At 66.4% G+C, this 23,060-nt stretch carries 25 protein-coding genes; 6 read left to right on the plus strand and 19 right to left on the minus strand.

What is annotated here, in order from left to right:
* Positions 1-106: 106 nt before the first annotated feature.
* The gene (locus tag ACFZCE_RS09980; RefSeq protein ID WP_390938456.1) at positions 107-640 is read right to left on the minus strand and encodes a ferritin-like domain-containing protein; all 534 of its coding nucleotides are present in this window, start codon (positions 638-640) and stop codon (positions 107-109) included.
* A 386-nt stretch (positions 641-1,026) separates the two neighbouring features.
* A complete protein-coding gene (osmE, locus tag ACFZCE_RS09985) occupies positions 1,027-1,371 on the minus strand; it encodes an osmotically-inducible lipoprotein OsmE (RefSeq protein WP_390938458.1) in 345 nt (114 codons plus the stop codon).
* Between the two features lie 162 nt (positions 1,372-1,533).
* Between osmE and ACFZCE_RS09990 the strand changes: the two genes are divergently transcribed.
* Both ACFZCE_RS09990 and ACFZCE_RS09995 read left to right on the plus strand, forming a co-directional pair.
* Entirely contained in the window at positions 1,534-1,821 is a 288-nt protein-coding gene (locus ACFZCE_RS09990; protein ID WP_390938459.1) for a PsiF family protein, read from the plus strand.
* Positions 1,822-1,912: 91 nt separating this feature from the next.
* Positions 1,913-2,923, plus strand: a complete 1,011-nt coding sequence (locus ACFZCE_RS09995; RefSeq protein ID WP_390938461.1) for an AI-2E family transporter — start codon at positions 1,913-1,915, stop codon at positions 2,921-2,923.
* Here the strand turns inward: ACFZCE_RS09995 and ACFZCE_RS10000 are convergent, their stop codons facing one another.
* A complete protein-coding gene (locus tag ACFZCE_RS10000; RefSeq protein WP_390938463.1) occupies positions 2,924-4,189 on the minus strand; it encodes an Hsp70 family protein in 1,266 nt (421 codons plus the stop codon).
* Between the two features lie 221 nt (positions 4,190-4,410).
* Here ACFZCE_RS10000 and ACFZCE_RS10005 point away from each other — a divergent pair, with 221 nt between their 5' ends.
* Positions 4,411-5,355 carry a DnaJ C-terminal domain-containing protein gene (locus tag ACFZCE_RS10005; RefSeq protein ID WP_390938465.1) on the plus strand — a complete coding sequence of 315 codons (945 nt, stop codon included), beginning with the start codon at positions 4,411-4,413 and terminating at the stop codon, positions 5,353-5,355.
* 122 nt (positions 5,356-5,477) lie between these two features.
* On the opposite strand, the gene ureC is transcribed toward ACFZCE_RS10005, so the two are convergent.
* The 6 genes from ureC to ACFZCE_RS10035 form a co-directional block, all read right to left on the minus strand.
* Positions 5,478-7,178 (minus strand): urease subunit alpha, encoded by a 1,701-nt coding sequence (ureC, locus tag ACFZCE_RS10010; protein WP_390938467.1) that lies wholly within the window; start codon positions 7,176-7,178, stop codon positions 5,478-5,480.
* 103 nt (positions 7,179-7,281) lie between these two features.
* The gene (locus ACFZCE_RS10015) at positions 7,282-7,587 is read right to left on the minus strand and encodes an urease subunit beta (RefSeq protein WP_390938469.1); all 306 of its coding nucleotides are present in this window, start codon (positions 7,585-7,587) and stop codon (positions 7,282-7,284) included.
* 8 nt (positions 7,588-7,595) lie between these two features.
* Entirely contained in the window at positions 7,596-8,117 is a 522-nt protein-coding gene (locus ACFZCE_RS10020; RefSeq protein ID WP_390938471.1) for a GNAT family N-acetyltransferase, read from the minus strand.
* Between the two features lie 4 nt (positions 8,118-8,121).
* Positions 8,122-8,664, minus strand: a complete 543-nt coding sequence (locus tag ACFZCE_RS10025) for a GNAT family N-acetyltransferase (protein ID WP_390938473.1) — start codon at positions 8,662-8,664, stop codon at positions 8,122-8,124.
* A gap of 7 nt (positions 8,665-8,671) precedes the next feature.
* Complete coding sequence (gene ureA / locus ACFZCE_RS10030; RefSeq protein WP_390938475.1) at positions 8,672-8,974, minus strand: urease subunit gamma; 303 nt, start codon at positions 8,972-8,974, stop codon at positions 8,672-8,674.
* 21 nt (positions 8,975-8,995) lie between these two features.
* Positions 8,996-9,829: an urease accessory protein UreD gene (locus tag ACFZCE_RS10035; RefSeq protein WP_390938477.1), complete on the minus strand. Its 834-nt coding sequence runs from the start codon at positions 9,827-9,829 to the stop codon at positions 8,996-8,998.
* Positions 9,830-10,108: 279 nt separating this feature from the next.
* Here ACFZCE_RS10035 and ACFZCE_RS10040 point away from each other — a divergent pair, with 279 nt between their 5' ends.
* Positions 10,109-10,831, plus strand: a complete 723-nt coding sequence (locus ACFZCE_RS10040) for a TSUP family transporter (RefSeq protein WP_390938479.1) — start codon at positions 10,109-10,111, stop codon at positions 10,829-10,831.
* A 13-nt stretch (positions 10,832-10,844) separates the two neighbouring features.
* Here the strand turns inward: ACFZCE_RS10040 and ACFZCE_RS10045 are convergent, their stop codons facing one another.
* The 5 genes from ACFZCE_RS10045 to ACFZCE_RS10065 form a co-directional block, all read right to left on the minus strand.
* Positions 10,845-11,603 carry an SDR family NAD(P)-dependent oxidoreductase gene (locus ACFZCE_RS10045; protein WP_390938481.1) on the minus strand — a complete coding sequence of 253 codons (759 nt, stop codon included), beginning with the start codon at positions 11,601-11,603 and terminating at the stop codon, positions 10,845-10,847.
* Positions 11,604-11,627: 24 nt separating this feature from the next.
* Positions 11,628-12,386: an ATP-binding cassette domain-containing protein gene (locus ACFZCE_RS10050; protein WP_390938483.1), complete on the minus strand. Its 759-nt coding sequence runs from the start codon at positions 12,384-12,386 to the stop codon at positions 11,628-11,630.
* Entirely contained in the window at positions 12,379-13,041 is a 663-nt protein-coding gene (locus tag ACFZCE_RS10055; RefSeq protein WP_390938485.1) for an ABC transporter permease subunit, read from the minus strand. Before ACFZCE_RS10055 ends, ACFZCE_RS10050 begins: the two co-directional genes overlap by 8 nt.
* Before the next feature lie 9 nt (positions 13,042-13,050).
* Positions 13,051-13,692 (minus strand): ABC transporter permease subunit, encoded by a 642-nt coding sequence (locus ACFZCE_RS10060; protein WP_390938487.1) that lies wholly within the window; start codon positions 13,690-13,692, stop codon positions 13,051-13,053.
* A 93-nt stretch (positions 13,693-13,785) separates the two neighbouring features.
* Entirely contained in the window at positions 13,786-14,670 is an 885-nt protein-coding gene (locus tag ACFZCE_RS10065) for a transporter substrate-binding domain-containing protein (protein WP_390938489.1), read from the minus strand.
* Positions 14,671-14,835: 165 nt separating this feature from the next.
* Here ACFZCE_RS10065 and ACFZCE_RS10070 point away from each other — a divergent pair, with 165 nt between their 5' ends.
* Positions 14,836-16,329 carry an aminotransferase class I/II-fold pyridoxal phosphate-dependent enzyme gene (locus ACFZCE_RS10070; RefSeq protein WP_390938491.1) on the plus strand — a complete coding sequence of 498 codons (1,494 nt, stop codon included), beginning with the start codon at positions 14,836-14,838 and terminating at the stop codon, positions 16,327-16,329.
* A 112-nt stretch (positions 16,330-16,441) separates the two neighbouring features.
* Here the strand turns inward: ACFZCE_RS10070 and ACFZCE_RS10075 are convergent, their stop codons facing one another.
* Positions 16,442-17,758: an aminotransferase class III-fold pyridoxal phosphate-dependent enzyme gene (locus ACFZCE_RS10075; protein WP_390938493.1), complete on the minus strand. Its 1,317-nt coding sequence runs from the start codon at positions 17,756-17,758 to the stop codon at positions 16,442-16,444.
* 187 nt (positions 17,759-17,945) lie between these two features.
* Here ACFZCE_RS10075 and ACFZCE_RS10080 point away from each other — a divergent pair, with 187 nt between their 5' ends.
* Positions 17,946-18,731: an aldolase gene (locus ACFZCE_RS10080; protein WP_390938495.1), complete on the plus strand. Its 786-nt coding sequence runs from the start codon at positions 17,946-17,948 to the stop codon at positions 18,729-18,731.
* On the opposite strand, the gene urtE is transcribed toward ACFZCE_RS10080, so the two are convergent.
* The 4 genes from urtE to urtB form a co-directional block, all read right to left on the minus strand.
* A complete protein-coding gene (gene urtE, locus ACFZCE_RS10085) occupies positions 18,728-19,426 on the minus strand; it encodes an urea ABC transporter ATP-binding subunit UrtE (protein ID WP_390938497.1) in 699 nt (232 codons plus the stop codon). The genes ACFZCE_RS10080 and urtE overlap by 4 nt on opposite strands.
* Before the next feature lie 115 nt (positions 19,427-19,541).
* Positions 19,542-20,375: an urea ABC transporter ATP-binding protein UrtD gene (urtD, locus tag ACFZCE_RS10090; protein WP_390938648.1), complete on the minus strand. Its 834-nt coding sequence runs from the start codon at positions 20,373-20,375 to the stop codon at positions 19,542-19,544.
* Positions 20,376-20,398: 23 nt separating this feature from the next.
* The gene (gene urtC / locus ACFZCE_RS10095; protein ID WP_390938499.1) at positions 20,399-21,478 is read right to left on the minus strand and encodes an urea ABC transporter permease subunit UrtC; all 1,080 of its coding nucleotides are present in this window, start codon (positions 21,476-21,478) and stop codon (positions 20,399-20,401) included.
* Positions 21,478-23,040, minus strand: a complete 1,563-nt coding sequence (urtB, locus tag ACFZCE_RS10100) for an urea ABC transporter permease subunit UrtB (RefSeq protein WP_390938501.1) — start codon at positions 23,038-23,040, stop codon at positions 21,478-21,480. Before urtB ends, urtC begins: the two co-directional genes overlap by 1 nt.
* Positions 23,041-23,060: the final 20 nt, after the last annotated feature.

Consider the following 23,060-nt stretch of genomic DNA (forward strand, 5'->3'; position numbering starts at 1 on the left):
GCGGCCTTGGTGCGTCTCTAACTTGCCGCTTGCCGCTTGCCGCTTGCCGCTTGCCGCTTGCCGCTTGCCGCTCAAACTTACCTGTGTCAGCTGAGCGCCCCAGCGCTCAGCTGATCTCCTCATAAATATCCGCCATATCATCGGCATGCTCTTCTTCCTGGGCGAGGATGTCTTCGAAGATGCGCCGGGTGGTCGGGTCTTTGTCGCCGATGTACTGGATGATCTCGCGGTAGCTGTCGATCGCGATGCGCTCGGCGACCAGGTCTTCGTAGACCATTTCCTTGAGGCTGTTGCCGGCCTTGTACTCAGCGTGGGACATCTGCGAGATCAGGTCGGGGTTGAATTCCGGCTCGCCACCCAACTGCACGATACGCTCGGCCAGCTTGTCGGCGTGCTCGCTTTCCTGCTGGGCATGCTCGAGGAATTCGTCGGCGGCGATACTGGCCTTCAGGCCGTTGGCCATGAAGTAGTGGCGTTTGTAGCGCAGGGTGCACACCAGCTCGGTGGCCAGCGACTCGTTGAGCAGGCGCAGGATTTCCTCGCGGTCGGCGTGGTAGCCCTCGGTCACCGCGCCTTGGTCCACGTGCTGGCGCGCGCGCTCGCGCAGGGTGTCTTTGTCGGTCAATTGAACATTGAGCATGGTTGTCTCCAGGCTAGGTGAGGTCACGGTTACTGCCGCGCTCTGAAGGCATGGTCAGTAAGGATGGGAGTGGCTGCTGGGTTGAAAAGTTTTATCGCATCAGGCCAGTGGTGCGGGGTTCATGGAGGGGGGGGCGGTCTGTGAGCGCTGCTGATTCGGTGCATGAGCTTCAGGGCCCCTCGCCCGGCACAGCCGGCCTCCCACCAGGTCTGTGTAACTACTTGATTTACGCGGCAACACAGAACCCGTGGGAGGCCGTGGTCCGGCATCCCGGCTGTGCCGGGCGATGGGCCATGAAGCTCATGCGCTCAGTAAAACCACCTGAAAAAATCAGGGCTTTTACTTGCCACTTCCCACTGACCCCTTGCCCCTCCCCGCCAGCGGGCCTACATCGCCGCCTTTTCGTTCTGCTTGCGCTGGTCGCAGGTCATGAAGCCCTTGCTGGCCACATGCCCGGAGCTGTCGAAGCTCACGTAGTACGGCTGCTGGGCGCCGTCGCGGTTGAGGATGTAGTTGTTGCAGGTGCCATTGGGCGAGCCCGCGGTGCCGGCCACGACGGTGGAGGGTGGCCCGGCAACGGTGTTGACCTGCTGCATGGTCATGCCGGTTTGCACCTGCTTGACCAGCGGCTCATTGCGGTAGGTGACGAAATCCACCGGGTTCTGCGGGGTGGTATTACAGCCGGCGAGCAGCGCGGCGGCGCAGAGGGTGGTCAGGGTAAGTTTGTACATGGCATCGCTCCTTCGAGGTGGCCGATAGCGGCCCTGTAATGGCTCAGAGCCGCCCAGCTGGCAAAGAGTTCGAAGTTTCTGTCGAGCCAAAGGTTTGTAAGCAATTTTGTCTAAGCTTTCTCCAGGCTAGCCATGCGGGCCAGCCGCTACGGAGAACGCATCATGAACAAACTGCATGTGCTGGCGTGGCTGATGTGTGCTTGCCTGGCCACCCCGGTAATGGCTGCCACGGCCCAGCAAGAGCGGATGAAAACCTGCAACGCCGAGCCCCAGGCGAAAACCCTCAAAGGCGATGAGCGCAAAGCGTTCATGAGCAATTGCCTCAAAGGCGGCAGCGCTGCGGCGCCCACCCAGCAGCAGAAGATGAAAACCTGTAATGCGGATGCCACCAGCCAGAACCTCAAGGGCGATGCGCGCAAAACATTCATGAGCACCTGCTTGGAGAAATAGCCTCACTTGCGCACCGGCCGTGGCCTGGCCACTGGCCGAGTGCGCGCAAGGCTGGCAGACTGCCTGTCCCCTCATGCCTTGCCGAGGCCGTATGCCGACCTTTTCCCAGCGCCATGTGTTGTTTGCCAGTTGGCTGATCGTCATGGGCGGGCTGCTGCTTGTGCTGCCGCTGCGCCTGCTGCCCAGCCTGCTGGCCGGTTTGCTCGTGTTCGAGCTGGTCAACATGCTCACCCCGCAACTGCAACGGCTGATTGCCGGGCGCCGCGCGCGCTGGCTGGCGGTGGCGTTGCTGGGCACGTTGATCGTCAGCGTGCTGGCGTTGATCTTCGCCGGGGCGATCAGCTTCGTGCTGCACGAGGTGGAAAACCCCGGCGCCTCGCTCGACAAGTTCATGACTGTGGTCGACCGCGCCCGTGGCCAGTTGCCGCCGGCGGTAGACGCCTACCTGCCGGCCAGCGCGGCGGAGTTCCGCACCGCCATCGGCGCCTGGGGCAGCAAGCACCTCTCCGACCTGCAACTGATCGGCCGCGACGCCGCGCACACCTTCGTCACCCTGCTGATCGGCATGGTGCTGGGGGCGATCATCGCCCTGCAGCAGATTCCCGAGCAGAGCACCCGCCGGCCGTTGGCCTCGGCGCTGTACGACCGCCTGCACCTGCTGGTCACGGCGTTTCGCAACATCGTTTTCGCGCAGATCAAAATCTCGCTGCTCAACACCGCGTTCACCGCGGTGTTCCTGGCGGTGGTGCTGCCGCTGGTGGGGATCAAGCTGCCGCTGACCAAAACCCTGATCGTGATGACCTTCTTGCTCGGCCTGCTGCCGGTGATCGGCAACCTGATGTCGAACACCTTGATCACCATCGTCGGCCTGTCGATTTCGATCTGGGTGGCGGTGGCGGCGCTGGGCTATCTGATCCTCATCCACAAGGTCGAATACTTCCTCAACGCGCGCATCGTCGGCGGGCAGATCCGCGCCAAGTCCTGGGAGCTGCTGCTGGCGATGCTGGTGTTCGAGGCCGCCTTCGGCCTGCCCGGGGTGGTGGCCGGCCCGGTGTACTACGCGTACCTCAAAAGCGAGCTGCGCGAGGCCGGGCTGGTCTGATCAACCGTAGCGGCGGCGCGCCTCGATCGCCAGGCCGCTGCCAATGCTGCCGAAATTGTCGCCTTCAACGTGGCGGGCCTTGGGCAGCAAGGCCGCCACGCTGTTACGCAGCGCCGGGATGCTGCTCGAGCCACCGGTGAAAAACACCGTGTCGACCTGGCCAGCGCTCACCCCGGCGCTGGCGAGCAACTCGCCCACACCGCCGCGCACCCGCTCCAGCAGGCCGTCGATGGCGCTTTCGAACAGGTCGCGGGTCAGCAGTACATCCAGCCCGGCTTCGATGCGGCCCAGGTCGACCCGGCGCTGCGGCTGGTCGGTCAACTCGATCTTGCTCGCTTCGACTTCCATCGCCAGCCAGTGGCCGGCGCGCTGTTCGATCAGCTTGAACAGCCGGTCGATGCCAAGGCTGTCTTCGATGTCGTAGCGCATGTTGGCCAAGGCCAATTGGGATTTTTGCGCGTACACCGCGTTGATGGTGTGCCAGGTGGCCAGGTTCAGGTGGTAGCTGGTGGGCATCAAGGCCTGGCTTTTCATCCGGCTGCCGTAGCCGAACAGCGGCATCACGCCCTGGATGTTCAGCTGTTTGTCGAAGTCGGTACCGCCGATGTGCACGCCGCCGGTGGCGAGGATGTCGGCTTGGCGGTCGTCGAGGTAGTGGCGCTCTGGCGCCAGGCGGATGAGCGAGAAGTCTGACGTACCGCCGCCGATATCGACGATCAGTACCAGCTCTTCGCCCTGGATGTTGGCTTCGTAGTCGTAGGCCGCGGCGATCGGCTCGAACTGGAACGACACCTCGCTGAAGCCAACCTTGCGCGCCACCGCGGCGAGGGTGTCTTCGGCTTCCTGGTCGGCGGCGGCGTCGTCATCGACGAAGTGCACCGGGCGGCCCAGCACGACCTGGTCGAAGCCGCGCCCGGCGCTGGCCTCGGCGCGTTTTTTCAGCTCGCCGATGAACAGCCCGAGGAGGTCTTTGAACGGCATGGCCGTGCCCAGCACGCTGGTGTCGTGCTTGATCAGCTTGGAGCCCAGCAGGCTTTTCAGCGAGCGCATCAGCCGGCCTTCGTAGCCTTCGAGGTATTCGTGCAGCGCCAGGCGGCCGTACACCGGGCGGCGTTCTTCAGCGTTGAAGAACACCACCGAGGGCAGGGTAATCTTGCCGTCTTCGAGGGCGAGCAAACTGGCCTGGCCAGGGCGGTGCCAGCCGGCGGTGGAGTTGGAGGTGCCGAAGTCGATGCCGCAGGCGCGGGCCGGGGTGTCGTGCTTCATGGTACTGCCCTTGAAGAAAAACGGCCGCGCAGTGTATGCCAGCGCGGCACGGAATCGAAGGCCGGGTATCCGTTATTTCTCTGGGGGTTGCCTTGAAAGATCGCCGGCCACCCCAATCTTGAAGGCATCGATCCGGCGCACACCTTGCTCCCGCCCGTGGCCAAGGCCAACGGCGAGGGGCGCCCCGTGCGCTTTCAACTGTTTGAGGTGGTGATCCGAGCATGGATTTCAAAGACTATTACAAGGTACTGGGCGTTGCGCCTACGGCCGACGACAAAGAAATCAAAGCGGCGTATCGCAAGCTGGCGGCCAAGTACCACCCGGATAAAAGCAAGGCCCCGGGCGCCGAAGAAAAGTTCAAGGAAGCCTCCGAGGCCTACGAGGCCCTGGGCGACCCGGCCAAGCGCGCCGAATACGACGAAATCCGCCGCTACGGCGGCCAGCGGCCGTTCCAGGGCCACCCGGGCGCTGGCGGCTTTGGCGGCGGCGGTGGGGATTTCTCCGACATCTTCAGCAGCCTGTTCGGCAACCAGCGTGGCGGCAACCCGTTCGGTGCCGCCGGCGGCGGCCGCGGCCAGGCCCGCAGCGCAGCCCGTGATGGGCAGGATGTCGACCTCAACCTCGCGGTGTTCCTCGAAGAGGCCCTGAGCGAGGAGCCCAAGCAGGTGAGCTTCAAGGTGCCGCAGTACAACGCGGCCGGCCAGCGCACCAGTGACGTGACCAAAACCCTGAAGGTGAAGATCCCCGCCGGGGTCAGCGACGGCGAGCGCATTCGCCTCAAGGGCCAGGGTGCGCCGGGGGTGGCCGGTGGCGCCGCCGGCGACTTGTTCATCACCCTGACCCTGGCCCCGCACCCGCTGTTCAAGGTCGAGGGCGCGGACCTGGTCGTCGAAGTACCCGTGGCGCCCTGGGAGCTGGCGCTGGGCGGCAAGATCGAAGTGCCGACGCTGACCGGCAAGCTCAACCTCACCGTGCGCGAAGGCAGCCACAACGGCCAGCGCCTGCGCGCCAAGGGCCACGGCCTGCGCGCCAAGGCCGGCGGCCGGGGTGACCTGCTGGTGCAGTTGAAGGTGGTGATGCCGCCGGCCAGCGAGGCCGATCGCGAGCTGTGGGAGCGCCTGGCGGCGCAGTCGCGCTTCGATCCGCGGGCGGGCTGGGGGCGGTAGCCGGGTTTCAGGGCCCCTCGCCCGGCACAGCCGGCCTCCCACGGGGTCTGTGTTGCCCAGTAAATCAAGCACTTACACAAACCTGGTGGGAGGCCGGCTGTGCCGGGCGAAGGGCCCTCCGGTCAGAACAGAAAGTACCGCTGCGCCATCGGCAGCTCGTCGGCCGGCTCGCACCACAGCAGCACGCCGTCGGCCTTCACCTGGTAGGTTTGCGGGTCGACGTCGATGTTCGGCAGGTAGCCGTTGTGGATCAGGTCGGTTTTCTGCACGCTGCGGCAGCCCTTGACCACGCCGATGCGTTTTTTCAAGCCCAGTTGCTCCGGCACCCCGGCCTCCAGCGCGGCCTGGCTGATGAAGGTCAGGCTGGTGGCGTGGCGGCTGCCGCCGAAGCTGGCGAACATCGGCCGGTAGTGCACCGGCTGCGGCGTTGGGATCGAGGCGTTGGCATCGCCCATCAGGCTGGCGGCAATCGCCCCGCCCTTGAGGATCAGCGTGGGCTTGACCCCAAAGAACGCCGGGCGCCAGAGCACCAGGTCGGCCCACTTGCCCACTTCCACCGAACCCACCTCATGGCTGATGCCGTGGGTGATGGCCGGGTTGATGGTGTACTTGGCGATGTAGCGCTTGATCCGGAAGTTATCGTTGCCGGGGGCGTCTTCGGGCAGCGCGCCGCGCTGTTTTTTCATCTTGTCGGCGGTTTGCCAGGTGCGCGTGATCACCTCGCCGACCCGGCCCATGGCCTGGCTGTCGGAGCTGATCATGGCGAACGCGCCGAGGTCGTGGAGGATGTCTTCGGCGGCGATGGTTTCGCGGCGGATGCGGCTTTCGGCGAAGGCCACGTCTTCGGCGATGCTCGGGTCCAGGTGGTGGCAGACCATCAGCATGTCGAGGTGTTCGTCGATGGTGTTGCGGGTGAACGGCCGGGTCGGGTTGGTCGAGCTGGGCAGCACGTTCGGGAAGCCACAGGCCTTGATGATGTCGGGGGCGTGGCCGCCGCCGGCGCCTTCGGTGTGGTAGGTGTGAATGGTCCGCCCCTTGAACGCGCCAAGGGTGGTTTCGACAAAGCCGGACTCGTTCAGGGTGTCGGTGTGGATCGCCACCTGCACATCGTACTGGTCGGCCACACTGAGGCAGTTGTCGATCGCCGCCGGGGTGGTGCCCCAGTCTTCGTGCAGCTTCAGGCCGATGGCACCGGCCTTGACCTGTTCGATCAGCGGCTCGGGCAGGCTGGCGTTGCCCTTGCCGGTAAAGCCGATGTTCATCGCGAAGGCGTCGGCGGCCTGCAGCATGCGCGCCATGTGCCAGGGCCCGGAGGTGCAGGTGGTGGCGTTGGTGCCGGTGGCCGGCCCGGTGCCGCCGCCGATCATGGTGGTCACCCCGCTCATCAGCGCTTCTTCGATCTGCTGCGGGCAGATGAAGTGAATGTGCGTGTCGATGCCACCGGCGGTGAGGATCATCCCTTCACCGGCGATCACCTCGGTGCTGGCGCCCACGGCGATGGTCACGTCGGGCTGGATGTCCGGGTTGCCGGCCTTGCCGATGGCGGCGATGCGGCCGTCCTTGAGGCCGACGTCAGCCTTGACGATGCCCCAGTGGTCGATGATCAGCGCGTTGGTGATCAGCGTGTCGACCACCTCGGCGGCCAGCAACTGGCCCTGGCCCATGCCGTCGCGGATCACCTTGCCACCGCCGAATTTCACTTCCTCGCCGTAGGTGGTGAAGTCTTTTTCGACTTCCAGCCACAGCTCGGTGTCGGCCAGGCGCACCTTGTCGCCCACGGTCGGGCCGAACATGTCGGCATAGGCTTGCTTGCTTATTTTCATGCGGGTCCTCTAAACAGTTGAAAGCGCCGAGCAAACCGCAAGCCAGCCCGAGCCGACTTGCCGCTTGCCGCTTGCCGCTTGCCGCTAAACGCTTGCGGCGACCCTAAAGGGCGCCCATCACACGCCCGGCAAAGCCGAACACCCGGCGCAGCCCGGCCAGCTCGACCAGCTCGACCTCACGGCTTTGCCCCGGCTCGAAGCGCACCGCGGTGCCGGCCGGAATGTTCAAGCGCATGCCGCGGGCGGCGGCGCGGTCGAACGCCAGGGCGTCGTTGGTTTCGAAAAAGTGATAGTGCGAGCCGACCTGAATGGGCCGGTCACCGCTGTTGGCCACGGTCAGGGAGACGGTGCGGCGGCCGGCGTTCAGTTCGATCTCGCCGGGCTGGATGGAGTATTCGCCAGGAATCATTCAGGGCCTCAAAGCGTTTTGTAGTAGAAGGCGGTGGTGCGGTAGTCGCCGTCAGGGCGGCAGGCGAAGCCCGGGATTTCCCCGGCGCGCACATAGCCCTGGGCACGGTAGAAGGCTTCGGCCGGCGAGCCGGCTTCGGTGTCCAGGTGCAACAGCCCACGGCCCATCTGCCGCGCCGCCTGCTCGGCGGCGGTCATCAGTTGCGCGCCCAGGCCGTGGCGCTGGGCGTGCTCGTACACCAGCAGCTTTTGCACCTCGGCGCGGTTGGTGCCGTTGGCCCGTTGGCACAGCGCCAACTGCACGCTGGCGATCACCTGCTCATGCTTGACCACCACCCAGATCAGCGTGTCGCCAATCGCCAGCCGGGCCTTGATCTCGCTGTAGTAGGCGTTGGCCTGCTGGGCATCGAGGTCGGCCATAAAACCCAAGGTTGCGCCTTGGCGGACGGCATCGAGCAACAACTCGACCAAGCCCGTTCGATAGTGGGCAAAACTGTCGACAGTGACACGGCGCAATTGGGCTGCATTCATCGCGTTACTCCGAAGGGGGTGGGGCCCCGGGGTTGAGGATCAACTGCATGAAGGTAAGGTCGAGCCAACGGCCGAACTTGATGCCCACCTGCGGCATCTGCCCGGTGGTGGCGAAGCCCAGGCGCTGGTGCAGGGTGATCGAGGCGCTGTTGCCGCTTTCGATCGCGGCCACCATCACGTGCTTGCCGCCGTCGCGGGCGCGTTCGATCAACGCCTGCATCAGCCGCGCGCCGAGGCCTTGGCCGCGCTGCTCGGGGTGGATGTACACCGAGTGCTCGACACTGTGGCGAAAGCCTTCGAACGGCCGCCAGTCGCCGTAGGAGGCATAGCCGAGCACCTGGCCGGCGGCATTCACCGCGACCAGGATCGGGTAGCCCTGGCTGGCGCGAGCGTCGAACCAGGCCTGGCGGTTGGCCAGGTTGGCCGGTTGTTCGTTCCAGATGGCGGTGGTGTTGCGCACCGCGTCGTTGTAGATGTCGCGGATCGCCGGCAGGTCAGCGGCGGTGGCATCGCGCAGCGCGATGGCGGGGGTGGCGGGCACGCTCATGCTGGCCTCAGGCGATCGGCTGGTGGACGGTGACGAGCTTGGTGCCGTCGGGGAAGGTGGCTTCTACCTGGATTTCCGGGATCATCTCCGGGATGCCCTGCATCACCTGCTCGCGGCTGAGCAGGGTGGTGCCGTAGTGCATCAGCTCGGCCACGGTCTGGCCGTCGCGGGCGCCTTCGAGCAGGGCGGCGCTGATGTAGGCCATCGCTTCCGGGTAGTTCAGCTTCAGCCCACGGGCCAGGCGGCGCTCGGCAACCAGGCCGGCGGTGAAGATCAGCAGCTTGTCTTTTTCGCGAGGTGAAAGGTCCATGGGGCTTTCCGTAAAGTGAATTCAGGTGTTCCAGATTCGCGGGGGCAGCGCCGGGCGCCCCAGCATCAGGGGGCGCAACACGCGCCACAGGGCAATCAGCCAGTCCCGCGCGTGCAGGGCCTCCGAGGCCAGGCAGCGGGCCACCAGCAGCCCGGGGAGTTGGGTCAGGTCGCCGCGCCCCTGGCAGGGCAATGCGCGGCAGTGTTCGAGCCATTCGGCTTCGGCGGTGCCGGTCAGCAGCAGGGTGCCGAACACCGGGTAGCCGGCCAGGCCCATCGGCGAGCGTAGCAGGCCATCGCCGCCGTGGATGCGCTGGCGTTCATGCCAGATCAGCTCGCCGTCGCGGCGCACATCCAGCCGGGCCTGAAAGTAACCGTGGTCGAACGCCTCGCCACTGGCGGGGCGGCCGAGCGCGACCACATCCCAATAGCATAGGCGGGCATCACCGCGCAGGTCGATTTCCGTGGCCAGTTGCGCCTGGGCGTTGCTGTACACGATGGTTTCCTGAGGCAGCCACTCCAGCGTCGCGCCGGCCTCGGCGCGCAACGTCACGCTTTGCTGCGCGGGGCTGGCGGCGCGGTACCACTTCGCCGCGCCGGGGCTGGTCAGTTGTGCCCAGGCGCCGGCCTCGGCGGTGGCGCGGATGGCCAGGCGGTCGCCACCGGCGATCCCGGCGGGTGGGTGCACGATGATGTGCTGGCACACCTCGGGGCCTTCGGCGTACAGGTGCTTCTGGACCCGCAACGGCCCCAGGTGGCGGCGCAGCACCGGGCGCGTGGCGCCGCCGCTGCGGGCATAGGCCAGCTCGAGTTCGGCGGGCCAGCTGGGGGTGAAGGTGCAGGCAGGTGCGGTCATAGGCTCGGGTGTGTGCGGTAGGTTCGAAACAGGGAGCAATTGCCATGCCGATGCGCCAAGGCGGTGCGCAAAGTGCCCGCCCAGGCTGAAGCGAGGCGGCACGAGCCGGCGATGGCGTGGCGTTTTTTGCATCATAAAAGCGCGCGAAAGGTTTTGTATACACTTTTGCCGCCCCGCCTTAGAGCGCCCGGCTGGCTCGCCGGCGCGGGCTAACTGGCCCTGCCGTGGGCCGCGTTGCAGCGCCTAGAGTGGGCGCCAATCACGGCGCGGAGGTGGGGCATGTTCATGGGCTTGGCGGCATTGGCCGGGTTGATCCGCGGCTACACCGGCTTTGGCTTCGCGATGATCCTCGCCCTCGGCCTGCTCACCCGCTTGCCGCCGGCGCTGGTGATCCCGGTCACGCTGATGCTCGACCTGGCCTGCAGCGTGGGCCTTTGGCCGGGGGCCTGGCGGCGCTTTGACAGGGCCCTGGCGCGGCCGTTGCTGCTTGGCATGCTGTTGGCGCTGCCGCTGGGCAGCGGCTTGCTGGCGTGGCTGCCGGGGCGCTGGTTGGCGCCGCTGATTGCGCTGTTCTGCCTGGCCGGCGGGTTGCTGGTGCTGTGGCGCCCCGCGGCGGTGCCGGCGCGCCCGCCGCGGCCGGGCGCGGCCTGGCTGGCCGGGTTAGGGTCCGGGCTGGCCACCAGCCTGGCCTCGGCCGGCGGGCCGCCGCTGATGCTCTACCTGCTGCGCAGCGGCCTGGCGCCAGCGCCGATGCGTGCCACGGCGATCGTGTTCTTCTTCGCCAGCAGTGCCTGTGCGTTGCTGATGCTGTTGGCGTTCGGTGTGCTGGGCCAGGCCCACCTGGCCCTGGCCGCCAGCCTGCTGTTGCCCGCGCTGGCGGGCAGCCTGGCCGGGCAGTGGCTGCACCGGCACTGGCCGCCGCGCTCGGTGCGTGGGGTGATGGGCGGGTTGCTGGTGGTGCTGTCGGTGTTGACGCTGTACAGCAGTTTGGTGAGGTTCTAGGCCACTGCCTGTTCTAGTCGCGATCCACCGCGAACGGCGACCAGGCCTGGCGGCTGGGCATCACTTCGAGGCGGTTGACGTTGATGTGGTCGGGCAGGCTGGCCACGTAGTGGATCTGCTCGGCGATGTCTTCGGCGGTCAGCGGCGTAGTGCTGGCGTACAGCGCATCGGAAGCGGCCTGGTTGCCTTTGGTGCGCACCAGGGTGAACTCGGTTTCGGCCATGCCCGGGGCGATGTCGGTCACCCGCACGCCGGTGGCGAGCAAGTCGCAGCGCAGGTTGAAGCTGAACTGTTTGACGAACGCCTTGCTCGCGCCGTACACGTGCCCGCCCGGGTAGGGCCACTCACCGGCCACCGAGCCGAGGTTGATGATGCTCGCCCCAGCACCCGTTTGCAGCAGCAGCGGCAGCACCGCGTGGGTCACGTTCACCAGGCCGGTGATGTTGGTGTCGATCATCGTGTGCCAGTCTTGCAGCGCCACCTTTTGCGCCGGCTCCGGGGCCAGCGCCAGGCCGGCGTTGTTCACCAGCGCGCGCACCGGGGTGAAGCCTTCGGGCAGCGCTTCGACCATGGCCGCCACGGCGCTGGCGTCACGCACATCCAGCGCGGCGATGTGCACCGGCACCTTGGCTTGCAGTTCCTCTTGCAGCGCTTGCAGGCGCTCCAGGCGCCGGCCGCTGAGCACCAGTGCCCAGCCTGCCTCGGCGAAACGCCGCGCGGTGGCGCGGCCAAAGCCGGATGTAGCGCCTGTGATGAATACCACCTTGTTCATGTGCAACCTCGTGTGAATGGAAAGTCAGCGGGACAATTCAAGGAATTTTCGCACCCGGTCGGTTTCCGGTTGGGTGAAGAATTTCTCCGGTGGGGCCTTTTCGATCAGGATGCCTTTTTCAAGGAACACCACCTGGTCCGACACGGCCCGGGCGAACTCCATCTCGTGGGTGACCACGATCATCGTATAGCCCTCGGCCGAGAGGTTTTTCATCACCGCCAGCACCTCGCCCACCCGTTCTGGGTCCAGCGCCGAGGTGGGCTCGTCGAACAGCATCACCTCCGGGCTCATGGCCAGCGCGCGGGCGATGGCCACGCGCTGCTTTTGCCCGCCGGAGAGGGTGAAGGGGTAGGCGTCGGCCTTGTGCTCCATGCCGACTTTTTCCAGCAGCGCCTGGGCCGCTTCACGGGCCTGGGCCTTGGGGGTTTTTTTCACCTGCACGGGGGCTTCCATCACGTTCTGCAGCACGGTCAGGTGCGGCCACAGGTTGAAGCTCTGGAACACCATGCCGGTGCGCGCGCGGATCGCCGCCAGCTCGCGGGCTTTCATCGCCTGGCCGCTGGCGCTGGCGCCGATGCGCTCGCCGGCGATGTGGATGCTGCCGCGGTCGGGTTGCTCCAGCCAGTTGATGCAGCGCAGCAGAGTGGATTTGCCCGAGCCCGAAGAGCCGAGCACGCTGACCACCTCGCCCTTGTTGACGGTCAGGTCGATGTCGCGCAGCACCTCTACGCCATCGAAACTCTTCGACAGGCGCTCGATGCGCACCGCGGGGACTTCAGCCATGGTCGAACCCTCGTTTGGCGCCGAACCGGCCCGCCCACTTGAGCGCCAGTTCCAGGCAAATGCTGATGGCCCAGTACACCGCGATAACCACCACGAAGGCCTGGGTTGGAATGAAATAGGTCGCCTGCACCGAGTTGGCGGCGGCGGTGAGTTCCTGCACGGTGATGATGGTCAGGAAGGCGGTGTCTTTCAGCGCGTAGATCAACTGGTTGCCCAGCAGCGGGCGGGTTTTGATCACCAGTTGCGGCAGGATGATCCGCCAGTACAGCCGCAGCGGCCGGAAGCCATGGGCGCTGGCCGCCTCGACCTGCCCCGGGGGCAATACCAGCCGCGCGCCGCGCAGTATTTCCGCGAAGTACGCCGCGTGGTACAGCGTCAGTGCCACCAGCCCGGCGCCCCAGGCACTGGGGCGCACGCCCAGCGAGGGGAAGCCGTAGTACAACAGGTACACCAGCACCAGGAACGGCACCGTGCGCATCAGGTTGATCAGCCCACGCAGCACCCAGGCCAGGGCCTTGCCCTGGCTGAGCGCGTACACCGCCGCGCAGCCCAGCACGAATGCCGCCAGCACGGACACGGCAAACAGCAACAGGGTGTTGGCCATGCCCGTGAGAAAGGCGCCGCGCGCTTCCCAGACAATACTCCATTCGGTCATGCGGGCTCCTCAGGTGGCCAGGCGGTTGGCTTTCTTCTCAGCCAGCGCCTGCAGCTTGATCAACACGCCGATGATCAGCATGTACAGCAGCCCCGCCGCCAGGATCGGCGGCAATGGCTGGTAGGTCACCGCGCTGATGCGGTTGGTCACCCGGGTAAGGTCGACGATGCCGATCACCGCGATGGCCGGGCTGCTCTTGATCAGGAACGACATCTCGTTGACCAGCCCAGGCAGGCTGCTGGTGATCATCTGCGGCAGCATGATGCGCCGGAAGAACAGCCCTTCGGTCATGCCGCAGGCCAGCGCCGCCTCGCGCTGCTCGCGGGAAAAACTGATGAACGCCGCGCGCCACACCTCGGCGTTGAACGCCGCGGTGTTCATCGTCAGCGCCAGCACTGCGGCGGTGTTGCGGTCCAGCGCCAGGCCGAAGCTGGGTGCCGAGAGGAACAGGAACAGCACCAGCGTGACCAGCGGCGTGGCGCGCGCCAGGCTCACGTAGGTCACCAGCAGTTGGTCGAGAAACGGGATGCGGGCCATGCGCAGCAGGGCGATCAGCAGGCCCAGTACCACGCCGATGGAGATGGCCAGGGTGCAGATCCACAGGGTGGTCCACGCGCCTTCGAGCAGCAGCAGCCAGGCGGTTTGGTTCATGGTGGGCTCTCGGGAAGGTGTTCGTCGCGTAGGGCCCTTCGCCCGCCGCGGCCAGTTTGCCGTGGTGGGGGAAGGGCCGGTTAGCGTGTCAGGTCATTCCATCCCGGCCAGCTTGTGGAACTGCTCGACGTTGGTCACCGGTTCCTTGGGCATGCTCGGGAAGGCCTCGCCGAACCACTTGGTCTGCAGCGCGGCCAGGCGGCCGTTGTCGCGGATGTGGTCCATGAAGCCGGTGAGGAATTTCAGCAACTCCGGGCTGGCCTTGGGCACCGGCCAGGCGGCGAAGCCGTCACCGGAAACGGCAATGCCCTTGGCGAAGGTATCGCCGCGGGTCTTGACCAGGTCGTTCACTGAAATCAGCGCGTTGACCACGTAGTCGAGGCGGCCGTTGGCGAGGTCGGCGTAGGCTTCGGGGTAGGAGGGGTACTCGACCACGTCGCCCATCTGGCAGTTTTTCGCGGCCATCATTTTTTTCAGTTCCGGCAGGCGCGCCAGCAGCGCGCTGCCGGCTTGCACGCCGACGGTCTTGCCGCACAGGCTGGCGATGTCGCTGAGGCGGTTGTCGCCGGCGCGCTTCACGTAGAAGTGCTGGGCCGAGGCGAACGGCGGGGCGAAGTTGAACACCCGCAGGCGCTCATCGGTGACCAGCGCGCCGGTGAAGGCCATGTCGTATTTGCCCGAAGACACCGAGGCCAGCAGGCCGGTCCAGGGCAGGATTTCCTGGCGCACATCGAAGCCTTGGGTCTTGGCGTAGGCCTTCAGGTCTTCGAGCAGCTCCTTGTGGAAACCCTCCGGCTTGCCGTCGACGATGTAGTTGAACGGCGCGTAGTCGTCTTCGGTGGCCACGCTGAGGTAGCCACGGGTTTTGATGTCCGCCACGTCGGCGCTGGCGGTGCTGGCCACGCCCAGCAGGCAGGCGGCCAGGGCCAGGGTGCGTAGCAGGCCGGCGGGTTTGCAAACGGTGTGCGAGTGTTTCATGGGCATGCTCCGTGAGGTTGCCGGAAGGGCTGGTTGCCACCATAGAGAGCTGCCTGGCACGGGCGATAGGGACAGTTCAGGGCCGCGCACTGGCCAGCGAAACGGCGGGTTTTTCTGGCGTGGTAATTGCAACTTCAGTGGGTTGCGGCCAGCGGAGGGAGCGCCATGATCGATCACGTGTATCACCTGGATTTCGACCAGCAACGGGGCCTGCAGGAGCAGCTGCGTGAGTCGTTGGTGTCGGCGATTCTCAGTGGCGGGTTCCCCGCCAGCGAGCCGCTGCCGTCGTGCCGCAGGCTGTCTCAGCAACTGGCGATCTCGCGCAATACCGTGGCCTTGGTGTACGAAAGCCTGCTCGACAACGGCTACCTGGTCAGCCGCCCGCGCAGCGGCTATTACCTGCACCCCGACTACTGCGACCGCAGCGCCGAGGCGGTGCTGCGCATCACCCCAGGCGGGCACCCGGGCCTGGCCGACGAGCCGGCCGAGCGTGCGCCCGATTGGGCCGCGCGCTTTCGCATGCAGCCCAGTTTGAAGCACGGCGTGCTGCGCCCGAGCAACTGGGCGAGCTTTGAATACCCGTTCATTTACGGCCAGCCGATCAGCGACCTGTTCCCGCTGGAGCGCTGGCGCGAAGTGTCGCGCAACAACCTGCGCGGCGAACGCGACCAGGCCTGGCTGGGCGACCGTTTCGACCGCGACGACGAGATGCTCATCGAGCAATTGCGCACCCGGGTGTTGCCCAAGCGCGGCATCTGGGCGCGCGCCGATGAAATCCTGGTGACCCTGGGTTCGCAGAATGCGCTGTACCTGCTCGGCAGCCTGCTGATGGCCCGCGGGGTGAAGGTGGGCATGGAGAACCCGGGCTTTCGGGACGCCATGAGCATCTTCGACCTGCACGGCGCCCAGGTGCACCTGCAGCCGGTGGACGCCGAAGGCCTGGTGGTCGACCCGCGCCTGCACGGCTGCCAGTACCTCTACCTGACCCCCGGCCACCAGGTGCCCACCGGGGTGACGATGAGCCCGGCGCGGCGCGGCGAGTTGATGCGCCATGTGCGTGAGCATGACCAGGTGGTGATCGAGGACGACTACGACGCCGAGTTCAACCTCGACAACCACCCGCTGCCAGCGCTGAAGGCCGGCGACAGCCAGGGCCGGGTGATCTACATGAGCAGCCTGTCGAAGGCCTTCTCGCCGGGCCTGCGCATCGGCTACATGGTCGCCGACGCCGAGCTGATCGACGAACTGCGCGCCCTGCGCCGGCTGATGTACCGCCACCCGCCACTGAACAACCAGCGGATGCTCGCCGACTTCCTCGCCCAGGGCCATTACGACGCGCACCTGCGGCGCTTTCGCGAAGAACACGGGCGCCGCCGCGAGCTGCTGTACCAAGCCCTGCACGCCGACCTGCGTGAATGCCAGCCGATGGGCAGCCCCGGCGCCAGCGCCTGCTGGCTGGCCGCCCCGGCTGGGGTGTGCACCCAGAAGCTGGCCTGGGCCGCGGCGCAACGCAGCGTGCTGGTCGAGTCTGGCGCGCAGTTTTTCCTCGGCGGCGAGGCCGCGCCGGTGAACTACATGCGGCTAGGCTTCCACGCCATCGACGCGCAGCGGATCAGGCCGGGGGTGCGGCAGTTGGCGCAGGTGTTGGAGGGGTTGTGAGGGTGCGTTGGCCGGCCCCTCGCCCGGCACAGCCGGCCTCCCACGGAAGGTTTACACAAATCTGGTGGGAGGCCGTGGTCCGGCACTCCGGCTGTGCCGGGCGATAGGCCCTTCAGCCGTGCGCCACGGCCTTGAACACCTCGTCGAAAATCCCCAGCGCTTCGTTCACCTGCTCGGCATTGACGATGCACGGTGGCACCACGTGGATGCGGTTGTCGACCACGAAGGTGAGCAGCCCGCGAGCGGTGAGGGCGGCTTTCATGGCTTGCATGCGTGGCGCCGGCATCGGAGTTTTCTGGATGGGGTCGGTGACGAACTCCAGCGCCCAGAACACCCCCAGCCCGCGCACCTCGCCGATGATCATCGGGTAGCGCGCGGCCAGTGCGCGCAGGCCAGGGCCCAGGGCGCTCTCGCCGATCATGCGGGCGTTCTCGACCATGCCTTCGGCGCTCATGGCATCCAGCGTGGCGACGATCGCGGCCATCGCCAGCGGGTGGCCGGAATAGGTCAGCCCGCCAGGGAAGAAGTGATGGTCGAAGTGCTCGCTGATGGCTTTGGAAATCATCACCCCACCGGCTGGCACGTAGCCGGAGTTCACCCCTTTGGCGAACACGATCAGGTCGGGCACCGCGCCGAAGTTGTCCAGCGCCAGCCATTGCCCGGTGCGGCCGAAGCCGGCCATCACTTCGTCGAAGATCAGCACGATGCCGAACTCGTCGGCGAGCTTGCGCACCCCCTGCATGTAGCCAGCCGGCGGCACCAGGATGCCGGCGGTGCCGGGCAGGCTTTCGAGCAGGATCGCGGCGATGGCGCCCGGGCCTTCGCATTCGATCACCCGGCGCAGGTGCTGCAGCGCCCGCTCGCATTCTTCTTCCTCGTTGCTGGCGTTGAACTCGCTGCGGTACAGGTAGGGGTTGAAGAAGTGCTTGTGGCCGGTGGCGTATTCGTTGGGGACCCGGCGCGGGTCACCGGTGGCAACGATCGCCGCGCCGGTGTTGCCGTGGTACGAACGGTAGGCCGAGAGAATTTTATCGCGCCCGGTGTACTGGCGCGCCATGCGCATGGCGTTCTCGTTGGCGTCGGCCCCGGCGTTGGTGAAGAACACCTTGGCAAAACCGGCGGGCGCCCGCGCCAGGATGCGCTTGGCGGCTTCGCCGCGCATCAGGTTGGCGGTGGCCGGGGCCACGGTCACCAACTCACCGGCCTGGGCCTGGATCGCGGCGATCACCTTGGGGTGCTGGTGGCCGATGTTGGTGTTCACCAGTTGGCTGCTGAAGTCGAGGTAGCGGCGGCCGTCGTAGTCCCACAGCGTGCAGCCTTCGCCGCCGGCGATCACCAGCGGGTTGAGGCTGCCCTGGGTGGACCAGGAGTGAAACACGTACTGGCGGTCCAGGTCGTACACGTACTGGTTGTTGATCGAGCTGCTCATGGCGGGCCTCTGCGAAGCGGGTGGGCGATGGCGCACCATAGAAACAAACCGCTGGCCAGCCGTAGGGCCAGTTGCGCAAGGGGCGTGAGCCAGCGCAACTGGCCCGGCCGGGCCGGCCAACTGGCACCATGGCCGGCCGCCGCCGCGCGCTAGGCTATGGGCAGCTACCACCCAGGAGCCCGCCACCATGGCCCATGCCTTCGAAACCCCGCCACCCGCCGCCGCTTCCAGCCTCGAGCTGAACACCCCGGCCATCCGCCAGGCGCGTATCGACCTGGCCGCGTGTTTTCGCATGGCCGCGCGGCTGGGCATGGGCGAGGGGATCTGCAACCACTTCTCCTTCGTGGTGCCCGGCCACCCCGAGCTGTTTTTGGTCAACCCTTATGGCCTGGCCTTTGCCGAAGTCACCGCCTCATCCTTGCTGGTGTGCGATTTCGACGGCCGCGTGATCGCCGGGGAGGGGCGCCCGGAGGCCACTGCGTTCTACATCCACGCCCAGTTACACCGCCTCAACCCACGGGCCACCGCGGCCTTCCATACGCACATGCCCAATGCCACCGCGTTGTGCTTGCTCGAAGGGGCACCGTTCGTGTGGGCCGGGCAGACCGCGCTGAAATTCTACGAGCGCCTGGCCGTGGATGAAGCCTACAACGGCCTGGCCCTGGGCAATGCCGAGGGCGAGCGGATTGCCCGCGCCGCCGGCAACGCCGATGTGCTGATGCTCAAGAACCATGGCCCGCTGGTGCTGGGGCCGACGATTGCCGAGGCCTGGGATGACCTCTACTACCTCGAGCGCGCCGCCGAGGTGCAGCTGCGCGCCGAAGCCAGCGGCCGCCCGCTCAAGCGCGTGCCCCACGCGGTGGCCAGCGCCGCCTGCCGGCAAATGCTCGAAGGCAACGCCGAAAGCGCGCGCTTGCACCTCGAAAGCGTAAAGCGCCAGTTACTGGCCAGTGAGCCAGGTTTTGCCGGCTAGATGGTCACCAGCCCGCGCACGCCTTCGCTTTCCATGTTCTCGCCACGGCCCTGCTGGATGATTTCCCCGCGCGACATCACCAGGTACTGGTCGGCCAGCTCCGCGGCAAAATCGTAGAACTGCTCCACCAGCAGGATCGCCATGTCGCCGCGGGCGGCGAGCTTTTTGATCACCGCGCCGATCTCCTTGATCACCGACGGCTGGATGCCTTCGGTGGGCTCATCGAGGATCAACAAACGGGGCTGGCTGGCCAGCGCGCGGCCGATCGCCAACTGCTGCTGCTGGCCGCCGGAGAGGTCGCCGCCACGCCGGTGTTTCATTTCCTTGAGCACCGGGAACAGCTCGTAGATGAACGCCGGCACCGCCTTGGCCTGGCCGGCGGGAAACCGCGACAGGCCCATCAGCAGGTTTTCTTCCACCGTCAGCCGGCCGAAGATTTCCCGCCCCTGGGGCACGTAGGCAATGCCGGCATGCACCCGCTGGTGCGGCTTGTAGCCGGTGATAGGCTTGCCTTCCCAGGTCACCTGGCCCTCTTTGGCCGGCAACAGGCCCATCAGGCAGCGCAGCAGGGTGGTTTTGCCCACCCCGTTGCGGCCCAGCAGGCAGGTGACCTCGCCAATCGCGACGTCGAAGCTCAGGCCGCGCAGGATGTGGCTGCCGCCGTAGAATTGGTGAAGCTGGTTCACTTGGAGCACGGGGAGACCTCTTTGGGGTTAAGGGGCAAGGGGCAAGGGGCAAGCTGCAAGCGGCAAGAAAAAGCCAGTGCAATCCTGCTTGCCACTTGCCGCTTCCAACTTGCCACTGGGGCGCTCAGCGCCCCAAGTAAACCTCGATCACCCGCTCATTGTTCTGCACTTCATCCAGCGAGCCTTCGGCCAGTACCGTGCCCTGGTGCAGCACGGTCACGTGGTCGGCGATGCTGCCGACAAAGCCCATGTCGTGCTCCACTACCATCAGCGAGTGCTGGCGGGCGAGGGTCTTGAACAGCTCGGCGGTGAACTCGGTTTCGGCGTCGGTCATGCCCGCCACGGGTTCGTCGAGCAGCAGCAGTTGCGGGTCTTGCATCAGCAGCATGCCGATTTCCAGAAACTGCTTCTGCCCGTGCGACAGCAGCCCGGCCGGGCGCTGCACCGAGGCGGTCAGGCGGATGGTGTCGAGCACCTGTTCGATGCGCGAGCGCTGCTCGCCGGTGAGTTTGGCCTTGAGGCTGGCCCACACCGATTTGTCGGTTTTTTGCGCCAGCTCCAGGTTTTCGAACACGCTCAGCGCCTCGAACACCGTGGGCTTCTGAAACTTGCGGCCAATCCCGGCCTGGGCGATCTGCACTTCGCTCAGGCGGGTGAGGTCGAGGGTTTCGCCAAACCAGGCCTGGCCGCTGGTGGGCCGGGTTTTGCCGGTGATCACGTCCATCATGGTGGTTTTGCCCGCACCGTTGGGGCCGATGATGCAGCGCAACTCGCCCACGCCGATGTACAGGTTCAACGCGTTCAGTGCCTTGAAGCCATCGAAGCTGACGCTGATGTCTTCCAGGGTGAGGATGGTCCCGTGGCGGGTGTCGAGGGTGCCGGCCGGGCGGCTGCCCAGGCCGACGGCGTCGCGGCTGGTGCCGGCGTCGCTGTTGGGGTCGAAGGCGGGTTCGAGCATGAACGCGCCGTTGGCGGGTACCTTCATTCGCCACCTCGTTTTTTCAGCAGGCCGATCACACCCTTGGGCAGGTACAGCGTGACGATGATGAACAACGCCCCTAGGAAGAACAGCCAGTATTCCGGGAAGGCCACGGTGAACCAGCTCTTCATGCCATTGACCAGGCCGGCGCCGAGCAGCGGCCCGATCAGCGTGCCACGCCCGCCCAGGGCCACCCACACGGCGGCTTCGATGGAGTTGGTCGGCGACATTTCACTGGGGTTGATGATGCCCACCTGGGGCACGTACAACGCGCCGGCCAGGCCGCACAGCACGGCGCTCAGCACCCAGATGAACAGCTTGTAGCCGCGGGGGTCGTAGCCGCAGAACATCAAACGGTTCTCGGCGTCGCGCAGCGCCGTGAGCACCCGCCCGAACTTGCTCCGCGCCAGCCGCCAGCCTAGCCACAGGCTGGCGCCCAGCAGCGCCACGGTGAGCAGGAACAACACCGCCCGGGTGGCCTGGGAGGTGATCGAAAAACCCAGGATGCTGCGAAAGTTGGTGAAGCCGTTGTTGCCGCCAAAGCCGGTTTCGTTGCGGAAGAACAACAGCATGCCGGCGAAGGTCAGGGCCTGGGTCATGATCGAGAAATACACGCCCTTGATCCGCGAGCGGAAGGCGAAAAATCCGAACACCAGCGCCAGTACCCCCGGCGCCAGCACCACCAGGCACAGCGCCCAGAGAAAATGCTGGGTGCCGTACCAGTACCAGGGCAGTTCGCTCCACGACAGGAAGGTCATGAACGCCGGCAGGCTGTCGCCGGAGGCTTCGCGCATCAGGTACATGCCCATGGCATAACCGCCCAGGGCAAAGAACAGCCCGTGGCCGAGCGAGAGCAGGCCGGCGTACCCCCAGACCAGGTCGAGGGCCAGCGCGACGATGGCGTAACAGAGGATTTTCCCCACCAGGGTGAGGGTGTAGGCCGACACCTGCAGGCTGTTGCTCTCCGGCAGCAGCGACAGCAGCGCCATGGCCACCAGCAGCGCCGCCACCACCACGCCGAGGGCGATGGAAACGCGGGTGCCGGCCTTGTGCATGGCGGTGATCATCAAGGGCTGGTTCATCAGTCGATCACCCGTCCTTTCAGTGCGAAGAGGCCCTGTGGCCGCTTCTGGATGAACAGAATGATCAGCGCCAGGATGAGGATCTTGCCCAGCACCGCGCCGATCTGTGGTTCGAGAATCTTGTTGGCGATACCCAGCCCGGCCGCCGCCGACACACTCCCGGCCAGTTGCCCGACGCCGCCGAGCACCACCACCAGGAACGAGTCGATGATGTAGCTTTGGCCGAGGTCTGGCCCGACGTTACCGATCTGGCTCAGGGCGACCCCGCCCAGGCCGGCGATGCCCGAGCCCAGGCCAAAGGCGAGCATGTCGATGCGCCCGGTGGGCACCCCGCAGCAGGCCGCCATGTTGCGGTTCTGGGTCACCGCGCGCACGTTCAGGCCGAGGCGGGTCTTGTTCAGCAGCAGCCAGGTCAGCACCACCACGAACAGCGCAAAGCCGATGATCACCACGCGGTTCCACGGCAACACCAGGTTCGGCAGCACCTGGATGCCGCCCGACAACCACGCCGGGTTGGCCACTTCGACGTTCTGCGCGCCGAAGATCAGCCGCACGGCCTGGATCAGCATCAGGCTGATGCCCCAGGTGGCCAGCAGGGTTTCCAGTGGGCGCCCGTAGAGGTGGCGGATAATGGTGCGCTCCAGCGCCATGCCGATGCAGGCGGTGACGAAGAACGCCACCGGCAGGGCGACCAACGGGTAATACTCCAGCGCCCCTGGCGCGTAGTGCTGGAAGCCCAGTTGCACCACATAGGTGGCGTACGCCCCAAGCATGAGCATTTCGCCGTGGGCCATGTTGATCACCCCGAGCAGGCCGAAGGTGATCGCCAGGCCGAGCGCCGCCAGCAGCAGGATCGAGCCCAGCGACAGGCCACTGAAGGCCTGGCCGAGCAGGTCGCCGACCATCAGCTTGCGTTTGACCTGCACCAGGCTGGTCTGGGCGGCGGTGCGCACGCCGTCATCGGCTTCGGCGCCGGGCGCCAGCACCGACTCCAGGCGGGCCTGGGCGCTGGGGTCGCCGGTTTCACCCAGCAGCCGCACGGCGCGCAGGCGCACCTGTGGGTCGGGGTCGGTGAGTTGCAGGTTGGCCAGCGCCAGGCCCAGGGCGGTTTTGACCAGGCTGTTCTGCTCGCCCTGGAACTCATGCTCGAGCATCGGCACCTGCGCCGGCTGGGCCGAGCGCTGCAACTGCTGCGCCGCGGCCAGGCGCACGCTGGTGTCGTTGCTGAGCATCTGGTGCGCCGCCAGGGCGTTGATCACCAGCCCGCGCAGGCGGTTGTTCAGGCGCAGCTTGCGCACCTCGCCGTTGGCCGGCGCGGCATCGACCGCGGCCATCGTGCCGGCGGTCTCGATGTAGGGGTGTTTGTCGTCGTCATAGCCTACGCGGCCATCTTGCAGGGCTTGCAGCAGGGCCAGGCGCTGGTCGTTGGGCTGGGCGGCCCAGGTTTCCAGCAATTTGGCCTGGCCGGCGGCGTCGGCAGCGGTGAAGTCGCCGGCGTCACTGGCGTGGGCCCAGAGCGGTGCGAGCAGCAGCACCGCCAGCAGCAATCGGAACAGAACCATGGGGTGCGTCCTCCAGGTTC

The organism is Pseudomonas sp. NPDC007930, assembly GCF_042958985.1.
Taxonomy (GTDB): Bacteria; Pseudomonadota; Gammaproteobacteria; order Pseudomonadales; family Pseudomonadaceae; genus Aquipseudomonas.

Excerpts from the sequence above, each read along its gene's own strand:
- ACFZCE_RS10055 (WP_390938485.1), bottom strand. The coding sequence starts at position 13,041 with ATGACCGAATGGAGTATTGTCTGGGAAGCGCGCGGCGCCTTTCTCACG.
- ACFZCE_RS10005 (WP_390938465.1), top strand. The coding sequence starts at position 4,411 with ATGGATTTCAAAGACTATTACAAGGTACTGGGCGTTGCGCCTACGGCC.
- ACFZCE_RS10040 (WP_390938479.1), top strand. The coding sequence starts at position 10,109 with ATGTTCATGGGCTTGGCGGCATTGGCCGGGTTGATCCGCGGCTACACC.
- ACFZCE_RS10065 (WP_390938489.1), bottom strand. The coding sequence starts at position 14,670 with ATGAAACACTCGCACACCGTTTGCAAACCCGCCGGCCTGCTACGCACC.
- ACFZCE_RS10070 (WP_390938491.1), top strand. The coding sequence starts at position 14,836 with ATGATCGATCACGTGTATCACCTGGATTTCGACCAGCAACGGGGCCTG.
- ACFZCE_RS10025 (WP_390938473.1), bottom strand. The coding sequence starts at position 8,664 with ATGAGCGTGCCCGCCACCCCCGCCATCGCGCTGCGCGATGCCACCGCC.
- urtD (WP_390938648.1), bottom strand. The coding sequence starts at position 20,375 with ATGCTCGAACCCGCCTTCGACCCCAACAGCGACGCCGGCACCAGCCGC.
- ACFZCE_RS09980 (WP_390938456.1), bottom strand. The coding sequence starts at position 640 with ATGCTCAATGTTCAATTGACCGACAAAGACACCCTGCGCGAGCGCGCG.
- osmE (WP_390938458.1), bottom strand. The coding sequence starts at position 1,371 with ATGTACAAACTTACCCTGACCACCCTCTGCGCCGCCGCGCTGCTCGCC.
- urtB (WP_390938501.1), bottom strand. The coding sequence starts at position 23,040 with ATGGTTCTGTTCCGATTGCTGCTGGCGGTGCTGCTGCTCGCACCGCTC.
- ACFZCE_RS10050 (WP_390938483.1), bottom strand. The coding sequence starts at position 12,386 with ATGGCTGAAGTCCCCGCGGTGCGCATCGAGCGCCTGTCGAAGAGTTTC.
- ureC (WP_390938467.1), bottom strand. The coding sequence starts at position 7,178 with ATGAAAATAAGCAAGCAAGCCTATGCCGACATGTTCGGCCCGACCGTG.
- ACFZCE_RS09990 (WP_390938459.1), top strand. The coding sequence starts at position 1,534 with ATGAACAAACTGCATGTGCTGGCGTGGCTGATGTGTGCTTGCCTGGCC.
- ACFZCE_RS10060 (WP_390938487.1), bottom strand. The coding sequence starts at position 13,692 with ATGAACCAAACCGCCTGGCTGCTGCTGCTCGAAGGCGCGTGGACCACC.
- ACFZCE_RS10015 (WP_390938469.1), bottom strand. The coding sequence starts at position 7,587 with ATGATTCCTGGCGAATACTCCATCCAGCCCGGCGAGATCGAACTGAAC.
- ACFZCE_RS10045 (WP_390938481.1), bottom strand. The coding sequence starts at position 11,603 with ATGAACAAGGTGGTATTCATCACAGGCGCTACATCCGGCTTTGGCCGC.
- ACFZCE_RS09995 (WP_390938461.1), top strand. The coding sequence starts at position 1,913 with ATGCCGACCTTTTCCCAGCGCCATGTGTTGTTTGCCAGTTGGCTGATC.
- ACFZCE_RS10035 (WP_390938477.1), bottom strand. The coding sequence starts at position 9,829 with ATGACCGCACCTGCCTGCACCTTCACCCCCAGCTGGCCCGCCGAACTC.
- ACFZCE_RS10000 (WP_390938463.1), bottom strand. The coding sequence starts at position 4,189 with ATGAAGCACGACACCCCGGCCCGCGCCTGCGGCATCGACTTCGGCACC.
- ACFZCE_RS10020 (WP_390938471.1), bottom strand. The coding sequence starts at position 8,117 with ATGAATGCAGCCCAATTGCGCCGTGTCACTGTCGACAGTTTTGCCCAC.
- urtC (WP_390938499.1), bottom strand. The coding sequence starts at position 21,478 with ATGAACCAGCCCTTGATGATCACCGCCATGCACAAGGCCGGCACCCGC.
- ureA (WP_390938475.1), bottom strand. The coding sequence starts at position 8,974 with ATGGACCTTTCACCTCGCGAAAAAGACAAGCTGCTGATCTTCACCGCC.
- ACFZCE_RS10075 (WP_390938493.1), bottom strand. The coding sequence starts at position 17,758 with ATGAGCAGCTCGATCAACAACCAGTACGTGTACGACCTGGACCGCCAG.
- ACFZCE_RS10080 (WP_390938495.1), top strand. The coding sequence starts at position 17,946 with ATGGCCCATGCCTTCGAAACCCCGCCACCCGCCGCCGCTTCCAGCCTC.